Genomic DNA, 13,581 nt, shown 5'->3' with positions numbered 1-13,581 from the left:
TCAGGCCGATTCCAACGCCAACTTCGTAAATTGAATCCTGACAATCAACAACATAATACGTAACTAACTTGGAACACCGTATAAAAGTCATATTGGGAGCGATTTGCCTGCTTATGGGCCTGATGCCCGCCTATGTTCGGGCGCAGGTGCGGGTGGGGGTCGGGCGGCCGGTGGAAACTCCGGTCAGTGATGACGAATTATTGAATTACGCAAATCCGAAAGAATATGAAATTACCGGGCTGACCATGACCGGTACGCGCTATCTGGACCCGAACTCACTGGTGTCGCTGGCAGGTCTGAAAATAGGCGATAAAATCCGGATTCCGGGCGAAGCGATCGGCTCATCGGTCCGCAAGTTGATGGAGTCGGGGCTGTTAGACAACGTCGAGTTGTTTGCCACCCACGCGGGCGAAGGAAAAGTAAGCCTGCTGTTTCGGGCGCAGGAGCGTCCCCGGCTTTATCGGGTAACGTTTATGGGCGTTAAAAAAGGTGAGCAGGACAACCTCAAAGACAAGGTTAAACTTAATCTGGGTAAAATCGTGACCAACACGATTACCAAAAATACCCAGATGGCCGTGCGCAAATTCTTCGTCGATAAGGGCTATCTGAACACAAAAGTAAAAATCACCACGATTCCCGACAGCACCCGGAATAACGCAACCATGCGGGTGCTGGTCGATAAAGGGCAGAAGGTGAAAATTGCCAAAATCAACTTCGAGGGCCTCAATGAAGTAGATGAAACGGCGGTGCGGATGAAAATGAAAAGCACCAAAGAAATGCGCTTCGGCCGAGTATTCACCCCGTCTAAATTCGTTCCGAAAAAATACGAAGAAGATAAGCAGAAACTGGTCGAGTATTACAACAAACTAGGCTACCGCGACGCGGCTATCGAGAGCGATACGGTCATCAATACCGGAGCGAACAGCATTCGTCTGAACATAAAGCTCAACGAGGGCCATAAATATTACTACCGTAAGATCGACTTCTCGGGTAACTATTTGTACACTGCCGATCAGCTTCGACAGGTGCTGGGTGTCACGAAAGGGGATGTCTACAACCCGGAAGACCTGGAAAAACGCATGAATGGGAATCCCGGTCAGGATTTGAGCTCGCAGTACATGGATCTGGGCTACCTGTACTACAATGCACAACCCATCGAGAAAGCTATAGACGGTGATTCGATCGACTTGGAAATTCGCATTTTTGAGGGAAAACAGGCCACGATCAACCGGGTGATCCTGAACGGAAACACCAAAACCAGCGACCACGTGGTGATGCGCACCATCCGGACGCTGCCGGGCCAGAAATTCTCGAAAACCGCCCTGATCCGTACCCAGCGCGAACTATCGACCCTGGGCTATTTCGACCCTGAAAAAATTGGAATCAATCCGGTACCGCAAAGCGACGGAACCGTCGATATCGAGTACAGTGTAGAAGAAAAACCATCTGACCAGATTGAATTATCGGGTGGTTGGGGCGGTTACGTTGGCTTCGTCGGTACCCTCGGTTTGACGTTCAATAACTTCTCGGCCCGGAATATTCCGAATCTGAGCGCCTGGCGTCCGTTGCCAGCGGGTGATGGTCAACGGGTACAGTTGCGCTTTCAGGCCAACGGTAGTCAGTATCAGGTATATTCGCTGTCGTTTACGGAGCCCTGGCTGGGTGGGCGCAAGCCAAATGCCTTCTCGGTCAGTGCCAGCCATACGGTCTATAAAACCTTCTACGACGCCAACAACCCCTATAGCATCTATCAGAGTTTGCAGGGGCGTACGCCAACGGGATCGTATACCAATACCGCCCTGACGGTTGGGCTAGGTCGCCAGCTTAAAGTGCCGGACGATTATTTCTCGCTGAGCAATTCGTTAACCTACCAGCGCTACGACCTGAACAACCTTGACCTGTTCTACATCGGGTACAAAAACGGGATATCGAACAACATTACGTTCAACACTACTCTGTCTCGGAATAGCATCGATAACCCACAGTTCCCGCGGAATGGATCGTCGTTTACGTTGAGTGGTTCGTTTACACCGCCGTATTCGGCCTGGCGTACGGTAACAGCCACCGAGAAGCCCGAAGACAAATACAAGTGGGTCGAATACCACAAGTGGATGTTCGATGCGAGCTGGTTCCAGACCGTCTTCGGTAAACTGGTGCTGAACACCCGGGCTCACCTGGGCTTCCTGGGTAGCTACAACAAACGCACGGCGATCGGGCCGTTCGAACGCTTCGTGCTGGGTGGATCGGGTCTGGCTGGCCAAGGTCAGTTCGCCCTCGCACAGGACATTATTGGCTTGCGCGGTTATGACGATCGCAGCGTTTACACGGCTGATTACGACCGAACATCCGACGCACAAACCCGTAGCCAGGGGGGCGTAGTATACAACAAGTTCGTTGCCGAACTGCGGTATCCGGTTTCACTGAATCCGTCGGCTACAATTTTCGTCCTGACATTCCTCGAAGCGGGTAACAACTGGGGGAGCTATAAACAATATAACCCCTTCGATCTGAAGCGGTCAATGGGCTTTGGAGCTCGTATCTTTATGCCTGCTTTCGGCCTGATCGGGATCGATTATGGATATGGCTTCGACAAGATTCCAGGGGTCAAGGATAAAGCTTCGGGCCAGTTCCACTTCACGATTGGTCAGCAGATCAGATAAGATTTCGGCATGGACGGCGTTTTAATACAGAGGAATCTTTGTCGCTCACAGAGCGGCAGAGGTTCCTTCTACCATTCCTGAGAATCAATTACTTCCTGTAAAAAATGACTGGCGGTATAATGAAAAAAGCCTTAATTTTCGTACTTTTGTGCGCCGTTTGGCTTGCAACCCCCGCGCGGGCGCAAAAGTTTGGGTACGTCGATACGGAATTTATTCTGGGTAAGATGCCTGACTACCAGAAAGCACTGAGCGAAATTGATAAGTTTGCCGACAAGTGGTCGAAGGATATTCAGGATAAATATGTCGAGATCGACAAATTGCAGAAAGCATACCAGGCAGAAGAAATCCTGCTGACCGAAGACATGAAACGCGATCGTCAGCGGACGATTAGTGACAAAGAGCGGGAAGCGCGGGAGTACAATAATAAAGTGTTTGGCTATCAGGGACTTCTATATGAGAAAAAGAAAGAGCTGATGAAAGTGCCCATGGATATGGTCAATCGGGCCGTCGAGAAAGTAGCCACTCAGAAAAAGCTGGACTTTATTTTCGACAAAGCTTCTGATTTTGTGATGCTTTATACCAATCCCCGGCACGACTATTCGGATTACGTCATGGAAGAACTGGGTATCGACATTAAACCAACCGCCACCAACGGCAATCCAACGAATACAAATAAATCAACCACAAATCCTAAGTAAATACAAACAATTAATTCGAGATGAAGAAAAACCTCGTCATGGCGTTTGCAGCAGCTCTTCTGTTGGGCGGCTTAAACGCACAGGCACAAGCCCCAACGGCGGCACCTGCTACGACCACCGCAGCCGGACCGCTGAAGCTAGGCTATACGAACATCGATTACGTTCTGTCGCAAACCCCCGAAGCCAAAGACATTCAGAATCAGTTAACTATTCAACGGACTCAGTCAGAAAATGAGCTGAAGCGGATGCAAACCGAACTTCAGGGTAAATATGAGTCGTATGAAAAAGGAGCTGCTCAAATGTCGGATGTGATCCGGAAAGACCGCGAAACGGAATTGCAGAGCCTGCAAACCCGGATTCAGGAATTTGGCCGGACCGCCGAACAGTCGCTGCAGGCCAAGTATCAGCAACTGGTCAACCCAGTCGTCCAGAAAATTCAGAAGGCCATCGATGGTGTAGCTAAGGACAATGGCTATCAGTACGTATTCAATCTGGACGCGGGTGCCAACACCATCCCTATTTTGCTGGTAGCGCCCGAAGAAAACAACATCACGGAACTGGTGCTGAAAAAATTAGGTATCGATCCGGCTAAAGCCGCTGCAGCCGCTAACGCTGCGAACAAACCAGCTGCTACGGGTGGAAGCGCCCCAACTACCAAACCAGCTACTGGCTCGGCTACAACGCCCAAGAAGTAAGCAAAAGCTATAACTAATCCATAAAAAAGTCGCTTCTTACTACGCTAAGAAGCGACTTTTTTATAAGGAAGCTGAGTTGGCTGTAAGTTGCCCCTTTTATTCTGATCTTGGATAAATGTAAATTTAGTAAGAATATATGGGCTTTTATCTGAGAAAAATATCAAAACAAGCTCATCGATTCAATTGAACAAAATCTTCAGCCTTACTTTTACGTTCTCCAAAACAGACCACCTTCCAACATCACCCATGAACCGAACTGCCGGTATAGTAGCGTGGATGTTTTTGACTTTTTCGGTCATTGGCACTTACGCGCAGGATAACAAACCAATACAAATCGTTTTTCCTACACAGACAAACTGGAACACGGTTCCCGAGGGAAGCACGGTTCGGTTTGATCTAAAGGCAATAACTGCCCCCAACGATACGATTCGGTATTCGCTGGGTCCTGTCAGGCAGGAAGGTATGCAACTGGATTCGCTGGGTCATTTCAGCTGGACGCCTGGATTTGGTCTGGCCGACCGAATCCAGACATCGAAGAACTATCCGGCGGCTTTCGAGGTAAGAAATCAACATGGGCAGGTTGTTACTCAAACTGTCGATTTTAACGTGTTACACGTAAATCGGCCGCCTTCGGTAGGCGAACTGCTTCCTTTTTACGTGAGTTACCGGACGCAGAACACCTACAAAATGGACCCGCAGGTGGTGCACGATGAGGATGGCGACCCGCTGGTGTTTATTCCTATTGCCGATCAGATGCCGGAAGGGAGTAAGTTGTCTTCGCAGGGTGAATTGACCTGGACCCTGTCGCTGAATCAATTCAATAAATTAAAGCAATCGCCCCAGTATATCGAATTCTGGGTGGAAGATCAGCCGGCGAAAACCCGGACGAAAGGACGCTTGAAAGTAGAAGTGACCCAGATGGATCTACCGCCCGACATTACACTTATTCCGGAAGAAAAGCATTATAAATTACGGGAGAACGCGACGGTCAACCTGAAATTTTATTTGTCCGATCCTAACGGGGAGGATGACGTGAATACGTTCGGGTTCCTTTCGGATAATCAGCAGATCCCGAAGACTACGCTCGTTAAAAATACCAATAATCAGTACGAATTCATCTGGATGCCGGGCTACGATTTTGTCAAGGACCCGTATGATTCGCTGAACGTTACGATTACGTTTTATGTGCTGGATAAATCGCAGAACCGAGCCGAGCGTCGGGTTACGTTTACGGTGTTGAATACCGTCAATGAAGCCGAAAAAGACCGGTATTATTACGTACAGTATCGGCAGCTGCTAGTGCAGGCCTGGGGACTGGTCGAACAACTGGGCGAGAAGGAAGAACAGCTGAAGCGGGATTACAAAAAAGCTAAAGGAGGTAAACGTAATCGGTCGGTAGCCAATGCTTCACTGGGTGCCGTTACGGGCGTTTCGCCAGCTATAACGAGCAATGATCCGACTTCCCAGCGGATTATTTCGGCAGTAGGTGGTACTGCTGTGCTAACAATGGGGACGCTCGAAGCGACCGAAGTCATAGGTAAATCGATGAAAGACCTGCTCGACCGGTATAATTATGTGTTGGGTAAGAAAGCGGAATTACAGAACAAAGGCGATATATTCGCCCGCGAGTTTTCGTTAAAATCAGCCCGTCGGAATGGAGAGTTCATCAAGAAGATGGACGATTTCCGGAATGCTATGAGCCTGAGCGGGCTGGTAGCGCTGGAATTGGACGCAAACTGGCAAAGCAAGAAAGAAGCGACTGATAAAGCCATAAAACGAACGTTTAAAGACTTTACCCCGCTGGAGGAAACACAATAGCCAACCGTTTATTCATCGTTTCAGCGTAACGATGAATAAACGGTTGGATGAAACGATCAGAAACTAGTCTATAGTAATGGAAAAGGAAGCTTCGAAGACATCCCCGACCGATACCTGCTGGATGGCTTCTTTCTCCTGAATGGGTTTTTGCTCACCCTCACTGTCTGCACAACCCAACCAGGGCTCGATACAGACAAACGGCGCGCCCGGTTTCGCCCATATGCCCAGATACGGAAATGCCGGATAATCGACCGTAACGGAATGCTGGTGCTTGTCGCTTCGGATAGCCGCGCGTTTCGAGGTTAGATTTTTGAAGACCAGGGCGTCATTGTCGAATAAATGAGCGGTCAGTGGTAACCGGTTTCCTTCTGTGGGCACAGCTTGGGTTTCGCCCGTAAAATAACCCGCCGACGACAGTTGGTGCGTTTTCAGGGACTCGGCTTCCGGAAATTCGATGAAATAATCTTCATACGTTTCATTTACGTAGAACGGCACAGCAAACGCCGGATGAGCACCGACCGAGAAGTAAACAGTCTTTTCGTCGTTGTTTACCACCCGGTAGGTAATGGTCAGGCTTGGACCATCAAGTTCGTAAATGATCTGAAATTCGAATTCGTACGGATAGTGAACACGCGTAACCGGGCTGGAGCGCAGGGAAAAGACGGCGTGGGTAGTAGTCGATTCGGTCGTTTCTAAAAACGACTGCCGCACAAACCCATGTCGTTCAATGGGATAGGTTTTTCCGTCTACCAGCAACTGATTATTGAGGCATCCACCCACCACCGGAAATAAATTCGGCGCATGCCAGTTCCAGACGGTCGGATCGGCTTGCCACAGGTGCTCGATACCGCTCGGCTTGTGAATGATCGACGTCAGTTCGGCGCCTTTAGGGCGGATGGCCACGCGCAGGTAATCGTTTTCCAATGTTGTCATAGGGCCAAAAATAACAAAAGCCACCCAATGTTGAGTGGCTTTTTGACGTTTACGGCCTTCGGAGACTGGCGCGTACTGACTTGGTTTAGAACCGGAAGTGCGAAAACGCCTTGTTGGCTTCCGCCATACGGTGCGTATCGTCCTTCTTTTTTACAGCGGCACCTTCGCCTTTCGAAGCGGCAACGATTTCAGCTGCTAACCGGTCTACCATGGTTTTCTCACCCCGCGAACGAGCGTACCGGATAAGCCATTTCATGCCTACCGCGACCTTCCGGTCTGCCCGTACTTCGGTAGGTACCTGAAAGGTAGCTCCACCCACGCGACGGCTTTTTACTTCTACTGATGGCATGACGTTGTTCAATGCCTTTTTCCACGTATCCAGACCACTTTCGCTGGTGCGCTTAGCCACCACGTCCAGTGCATCGTAGAAGATGGCGTACGCCAGGCTCTTTTTGCCTTCGTACATCAGATTGTTTACAAATTTGGTTACCAGGACCTCTTTATATTTCGGGTCGGGCAACACATAACGCTTGGGCGGTTTCGCCTTTCTCATGATTTCTTCAGATTTTTGATCTTACTCTGCCGTGTTTTTCAACGGGCAGTCTGATTTTAATGAATAATGTAAAATGAGTAATGAATACTGATCGACTTGTGTGTCAGCATCAATTAGTCATTTTTCATTTACTTTTTCTTACCACCTTTTGCCGGAGCACCTTTACCAGCTGCCGGAGCCTGACCTGGTTTCGGACGTTTAGCACCGTATTTCGAGCGGCTTTGCAGGCGACCATTCACACCAGCCGTATCGAGCGCACCCCGAACGATGTGGTAACGAACACCCGGCAGATCTTTTACACGACCACCCCGGATCAGTACGATCGAGTGCTCCTGCAAGTTGTGGCCTTCGCCGGGAATATAGGCGTTAACTTCCCGGCCGTTTGTCAGACGAACCCGGGCAACTTTACGAAGGGCCGAATTCGGCTTCTTCGGCGTCGTCGTGTACACACGTGTACATACGCCCCGACGTTGTGGGCAGGCGTCAAGAGCGGGCGATTTCGACTTGAATTCAAGCTTCTCGCGGCCTTTACGCACTAGTTGTTGTATAGTAGGCATTTGAAATTAGTTTACAAAAAAACAGTCTCCCCGAATTTTGAGGTGCAAAGATACGGAAAACTGCTTGAAAGTCAACAGGAGTAAGTGAATAGTCGTTAGCTTATAGCGCCTGTAAATCAGGCGCCCGTATTTCTAATGGTAGCTGGAAAACTGGCCAACTATCTGCTGCCTATGCCTGCCCTACGGGGCCACCGAAGCCACCGGTCGGAAACCGGAAGGTATCGGTGGGTTCGTTGATGCCACCATAGGCTTCTTCGTAGCGGCTAATGTTTTCACGAAGCGCTTCCAGCAGGCGTTTGGCGTGCTCTGGAGTCAGGATGATCCGGGATTTTACTTTCGCTTTTGGCACTCCCGGCATCAGCCGAATAAAATCCAGAATAAATTCGCTGTTGGAGTGGGCAATCATGGCCAGGTTGGCATAAATCCCTTCTGCAATTTCTTCGCTTAATTCGACGTCGATAGATCCTTCCGGATTTTGCTGCTGTACACTCATATCAATAAACTGGTTGTTAATGTAAACCAACCCGCAGTTCATATCGCTATGTTGTCTGTTGGTTTTAGGTAAGCTGTTCGGGGTATCAGCAACGCACGGACCTGCTTTTTGCTGTCTTTCTTACTTGATGAATCGAATGGTCAGTGGGTAGCGATAATACTCGCCGTTATTGGCTTTTACGGCAGCAATAATAGTGAAAACCAGCCAGACTACGCCGACCAAACCGATTAGAAAGGCTCCGACCAGAATGAATACGAGTAAAAAGCAAACCGCAAAGGCAAGGGCCATGGTTATCTGAAAATTAACGGCTTCTTTACCGTGGTAATCGACAAAGGCCGATTTGTCTTTCTGAATTTGCCAGATAACAAGTGGCGCAACGACGCTGCCAATAATAAAAAACGACCCAGGAAGTGCGCTTAAGTGGGTGAGCATGGCCCACATGCGGGCATCGGAATCGCTCATAGGAACAGGAGCTGGGGTAAATGGCGGAGGAGTGGGCTGATTTTCCATGGCGTAAAGAGTTAATTGGTAGTAAGTTGGCGTAAAAAATTGGCTAACACAACCATAAACTGAGAAATCGATGAACAGACCGGACCGTCGGATGGGCTGGAGCCACATGGTTCAGCAATCGTGTAACTCCCGATTCTGGGTCTATGACGTTGGTACGCTCGTTATGTAATCGGCGAAATTGATCTGCATCAAGGATTCGGCAAAACGCGGGTGGTTCCTTTGGGGTATTATTTTACATAAACCTCAACCCATATGCTACCTGTTATTTTTGGCGTCTTTGCCTTCTGTTTCATCCTTGAGCGGCTTATTCCCGGCTGGAAATTGCCCGAAGTGCCTACCTGGACGGTACGCGTGCTGGCTATCAATTTTGTTCAACTAGCTGTGGTGGTACTGGCCGGTTTTACGTGGGAGAAGTGGTTCTCGGCTTACTCGATTTTTCATCTATCGAGCCATGTCGGCCCTGTAGCCGGTGGGGTTATCGCTTACGTAATGGCTACGTTTATTTTTTACTGGTGGCATCGCTGGCGGCATACCGTAGACTTCTTGTGGACGCATTTCCATCAAATTCACCACAGTCCGCAACGTCTGGAAGTGATCACGTCGTTCTACAAGCACCCACTCGAAATGACCGTCAATTCGATGATCGGCAGCCTGCTGGTATATACGCTGCTTGGCTTGAGTGCCGAGGCTGGAGCGGTTTACACACTGTGTACGGCGCTGGGCGAATTCTTTTACCACACGAATGTAAAAACACCCCAGTGGATCGGCTATATTTTTCAGCGTCCGGAAATGCACCGGATTCACCACGAATATGAAAAGCACAGCCACAATTATGGCGATATCGTCTGGTGGGACATGCTGTTCGGAACCTACCGAAACCCAAAGGAGTTTCGCTCTACCTGTGGCTTCGACAACGAAAAAGAACAGCGGCTGAGCGATATGCTACTCTTTAAAGACGTACACCGGCAGTAACTAATAACGGGGAAGCCAGCGGCTTCCCCGTTATTAGTTACGCTAATTCAATAACCCAGTCGTCCTGTTCAACAAGCGTCCCTTCTTTCAGCACGACTTTGGTGATCTTGCCTTCGCGGGGAGCTGCGACGATGCTTTCCATTTTCATCGCTTCGATAACGAACAATGGCTGATTCTTCTTGACGGTATCGTCCTGGTTCACCAGAATGCGGGTTAGTCGGCCCTGGAGCGGAGCGCCTATGTCATTTGGCTGGCTCACTTTGGCATTCATGGCTTTCTCGACCTTCAACGCTCGGTCGCGAACGCGCACCTGACGGCTCTGGCCGTTCAGTTCAAACGTAATGGTACGCATGCCGAACTCATCCGGTTCCGATTTGAACAGCAGTCGAACCAGGATGTTCTTGCCTTCTTCGATGTTGATCAGGATTTCTTCGTTCTCTTTCAGCCCGTAGAAAAACGCAGGTGTCGGAATGATGCTGACGTTGCCGTACTGTTCGTTGGCTTTGTAATATTCGTCGTACACTTTCGGGTACATCTGGTACGACAGATAATCGACAAAACCATCGTTGAGTGGGTACTTGGCCTGAAAGGCTTTAAAATCGGCGTCGAAATCGATCGGCTTGAGGTGTTCGTTGGGTCGCCCCGTGATCGGCTCTTCGCCCTTCAGAACCACCTGCTGAATATCCTTCGGAAAACCGCCAACGGGCTGTCCAAGAATACCTTTCATCAGCTCTTTTACCGACTCCGGAAACGACAGCGATTCGCCTTTGGCCAGTACGTCATCGGCCGTCAGGTTGTTGGCCGTCATAAAAATAGCCATATCGCCAACCACTTTCGACGAAGGGGTTACTTTCACAATATCACCGAACAACTGGTTCGCTATGGCATAGTTCTTCTTTAGGGTTTCGAACTTATCGCCCAGCCCTGTAGCAATCGCCTGGGGTTTGAGGTTCGAATATTGGCCCCCCGGAATTTCGTTGTCGTATACTTCAGCGCTCCCGGCCTTCATGCCCGACTCGAAGGGGTAGTAATACTCCCGAACGTCTTCCCAGTAGTTGGAATAAGCGTTCAGCGACGCCAGGTTTGTAGGGCATTCCCGCGCATGACCCTGCATCATCGCGACGACTGAGTTGAAATTCGGCTGCGACGTCAGGCCCGATAACGCTCCCAGTGCACAATCGACAATATCGACCCCTGAATCAATGGCCTTCAGGTACGTAGCCGCCTGTATGCCCGCCGTATCGTGCGTATGTAGATGAATCGGAATGCTCACTGCCTGTTTCAGTTCACGGACCAGCACCTCGGCCGCCAGTGGTTTCAGCAACCCTGCCATGTCTTTGATGGCCAGCAAATGCGCCCCCTGATCCTCCAGTTGCCGGGCCATATCGAGGTAATACTGAAGCGTGTACTTATGCTGATTGGGTGAGAGAATGTCGCCCGTGTAGCAGATGGCCGCTTCGCAGAGCGCATCGGTCCGTTCCCGTACGGCTTTGATACTCACCTTCATGGCTTCGATCCAGTTCAGCGAGTCGAAGATGCGGAACACATCGATACCCGTTTCCCATGATTTCTCGACAAATTTTTCGATCAGGTTGTCAGGATAAGCGGAGTACCCCACGGCATTGGACCCCCTGAACAGCATCTGCAACAGCATGTTGGGCATTGCTTCACGCAACGCGGCCAGTCGTTTCCAGGGACTTTCGTAGAGAAAGCGCATGGCCACGTCGAATGTAGCGCCCCCCCAGACTTCCATCGAAAATAGCTCGGGGTGGTTTTTGGCAAACCCTTCGGCTACTTTCTGCAGATCCTGCGTCCTGACCCGCGTTGCCAGCAGCGACTGGTGGCCATCCCGAAAGGTCGTATCGGTGTAGAGGACGCATTTCTGATCGAGCACCCACTGCACGAATTTTTCCCGGCCCAACTCTTTAAGCCGATCCCGACTGCCAGCCGGGTGAGCGCTGTAAATATCGTAGGGCGGTACGATGGGCGTACGGAACACCTTCGAGTCGTCTTTCTTTTTAACCTCCGGATTGCCGTTCACGATCACATCGGCCAGGTAGTTCAGTACCCGTGTCGAACGGTCCTGAGGCTTGCGGAAGTTGAATAGCTCCGGGTGCGTTTCGATAAACGATACCCGCGCTTCACCCCGCTGGAAAATCGGATTGCTGATAACGTTCAGCAAAAAGCCGATGTTCGTTTTTACACCCCGTATCCGGAACTCCAGCAACGCCCGTGTCAGCCGCTGGGTAGCTCCCTTCAGTGTACGGCCACGCGCGGATACCTTCACGATCATCGAGTCGAAGTAGGGCGAGATTTTCATACCCGCATAACTACTTCCTTCGTCCAGACGAATGCCGAAACCGGCCGCGTTACGATAAGCCGTAATGGTTCCGAAGTCAGGCTTGAATCCATTGGCCGGGTCTTCTGTCGTGATTCGACACTGAATGGCGTAGCCGTTGAGCGGAATTTCATCCTGATGGTTGATGTAAATCCCGTTGGCGGAAAGCGGATACCCCATCGCGATCAGGATCTGCGTCCGGACGATATCGATGCCGGTCACTTCCTCCGTAATCGTATGCTCGACCTGAATGCGTGGGTTAACCTCGATGAAGTAAATATTCTCGTTCTTATCGACCAAAAACTCGACCGTACCCGCGTTCGAATAATTGACTGCCCGACCCAGTTGCAGCGCATAGTCGTACAACTTCGTCTTGGTTTCCTGCCGAAGTCCAAACGATGGTGCTACTTCAACGACCTTCTGAAAGCGTCGCTGCACTGAACAGTCGCGCTCGTATAAGTGAACGATATTGCCGTGCTGATCGCCAAGTAGCTGAACTTCAATATGTTTTGGATCTTCAATAAATTTTTCGAGGAAGATCGTATCATCGCCGAAGGCATTGCGGGCTTCGTTTTTGGCTTCGGCGAAGGCTTTTTCGAACTCTTCGGCCTGCCGAACCACCCGCATACCCCGTCCACCGCCACCGGCAGCCGCTTTGACCATGATCGGAAACCCGATCCGTTCGGCTTCGCTGAGGGCAAATTCGGGAGTCATGTTCTCTTCCCGAGAATCCGGAATCATGGGTACCCCGGCCGTGGTGGCCAAATTCTTGGCGCGTACTTTATCGCCCAGCGCGTCCATAGCCTCGGGCGAAGGACCGACGAAAATAATGTTTTCTTCCCGACAGCGTCTGGCTAGTCGCACGTTTTCCGACAGAAATCCGTATCCTGGGTGAATAGCGTCGATCGTATGCCGTTTGGCCAGTAAAATAATGCCTTCGACATCCAGATAGGGTTTCAGCGGGTCTTCATCGCGACCGATCTGGTAAGCTTCGTCAGCTTTATAGCGGTGGAGCGAATAACGGTCTTCGTACGTGTAAACAGCAACAGTAGTGATGCCTAGCTCGGTGGCTGCCCGCATGATACGGATGGCAATTTCACCCCGGTTGACGACAAGCAGGCGTTTAATCGGTCGGATGTACTCTTTCATGATTTTCAACAAAAGCAGCTTTGGGTTGTAAGCGTGCCAAATAGCATAGCAAGATTGTTGAAAATTTTGAAAATGTTGCCATTAAAGCCACAATCGCTGGAAAAGCCAGTTTTTTCGGGAAATATTGCAGAAAATATGGTCGCAATTACTTTTGAAAAGCCAGGTAGAATAATGCCTTATAGACAGATTCAAACGGATTTAGCTA

11 protein-coding genes are annotated in these 13,581 nt (G+C 50.1%); 5 read left to right on the top strand and 6 right to left on the bottom strand.

All coding sequences use genetic code 11. The features are described 5' to 3' along the window. The first annotated feature begins 113 nt into the window (after nucleotides 1-113). The 4 genes from bamA to ACYVC2_RS01130 all read left to right on the top strand — a co-directional run bounded on the left by bamA (nucleotide 114) and on the right by ACYVC2_RS01130 (nucleotide 5,871). Complete coding sequence (gene bamA / locus ACYVC2_RS01145; RefSeq protein WP_461100881.1) at nucleotides 114-2,660, top strand: outer membrane protein assembly factor BamA; 2,547 nt, start codon at nucleotides 114-116, stop codon at nucleotides 2,658-2,660. Nucleotides 2,661-2,779: 119 nt separating this feature from the next. Next, entirely contained in the window at nucleotides 2,780-3,358 is a 579-nt protein-coding gene (locus ACYVC2_RS01140; protein ID WP_461100430.1) for an OmpH/Skp family outer membrane protein, read from the top strand. A gap of 20 nt (nucleotides 3,359-3,378) precedes the next feature. Beyond that, entirely contained in the window at nucleotides 3,379-4,053 is a 675-nt protein-coding gene (locus ACYVC2_RS01135) for an OmpH/Skp family outer membrane protein (protein ID WP_461100429.1), read from the top strand. A gap of 246 nt (nucleotides 4,054-4,299) precedes the next feature. Next, entirely contained in the window at nucleotides 4,300-5,871 is a 1,572-nt protein-coding gene (locus ACYVC2_RS01130; RefSeq protein WP_461100428.1) for a hypothetical protein, read from the top strand. Nucleotides 5,872-5,934: 63 nt separating this feature from the next. Here ACYVC2_RS01130 and ACYVC2_RS01125 read toward each other — a convergent pair whose 3' ends face one another. The 5 genes from ACYVC2_RS01125 to ACYVC2_RS01105 form a co-directional block, all read right to left on the bottom strand. After that, complete coding sequence (locus ACYVC2_RS01125) at nucleotides 5,935-6,804, bottom strand: aldose 1-epimerase family protein (RefSeq protein ID WP_461100427.1); 870 nt, start codon at nucleotides 6,802-6,804, stop codon at nucleotides 5,935-5,937. Between the two features lie 85 nt (nucleotides 6,805-6,889). Further along, the gene (gene rpsG, locus ACYVC2_RS01120) at nucleotides 6,890-7,357 is read right to left on the bottom strand and encodes a 30S ribosomal protein S7 (RefSeq protein ID WP_461100426.1); all 468 of its coding nucleotides are present in this window, start codon (nucleotides 7,355-7,357) and stop codon (nucleotides 6,890-6,892) included. A gap of 128 nt (nucleotides 7,358-7,485) precedes the next feature. Beyond that, a complete protein-coding gene (rpsL, locus tag ACYVC2_RS01115) occupies nucleotides 7,486-7,914 on the bottom strand; it encodes a 30S ribosomal protein S12 (protein ID WP_461100425.1) in 429 nt (142 codons plus the stop codon). 169 nt (nucleotides 7,915-8,083) lie between these two features. Then, the gene (locus ACYVC2_RS01110) at nucleotides 8,084-8,407 is read right to left on the bottom strand and encodes a DUF3467 domain-containing protein (protein WP_461100424.1); all 324 of its coding nucleotides are present in this window, start codon (nucleotides 8,405-8,407) and stop codon (nucleotides 8,084-8,086) included. A gap of 120 nt (nucleotides 8,408-8,527) precedes the next feature. Next, nucleotides 8,528-8,917 carry a DUF4870 domain-containing protein gene (locus tag ACYVC2_RS01105; RefSeq protein WP_461100423.1) on the bottom strand — a complete coding sequence of 130 codons (390 nt, stop codon included), beginning with the start codon at nucleotides 8,915-8,917 and terminating at the stop codon, nucleotides 8,528-8,530. 252 nt (nucleotides 8,918-9,169) lie between these two features. Between ACYVC2_RS01105 and ACYVC2_RS01100 the strand changes: the two genes are divergently transcribed. Next, nucleotides 9,170-9,889, top strand: a complete 720-nt coding sequence (locus tag ACYVC2_RS01100; protein ID WP_461100422.1) for a sterol desaturase family protein — start codon at nucleotides 9,170-9,172, stop codon at nucleotides 9,887-9,889. A gap of 37 nt (nucleotides 9,890-9,926) precedes the next feature. Here the strand turns inward: ACYVC2_RS01100 and ACYVC2_RS01095 are convergent, their stop codons facing one another. After that, the gene (locus ACYVC2_RS01095; protein WP_461100421.1) at nucleotides 9,927-13,376 is read right to left on the bottom strand and encodes a pyruvate carboxylase; all 3,450 of its coding nucleotides are present in this window, start codon (nucleotides 13,374-13,376) and stop codon (nucleotides 9,927-9,929) included. Nucleotides 13,377-13,581 lie beyond the last annotated feature (205 nt).

This window comes from Spirosoma koreense, assembly GCF_054777875.1.
This window is presented reverse-complemented; position numbering and strand designations above follow the sequence as displayed.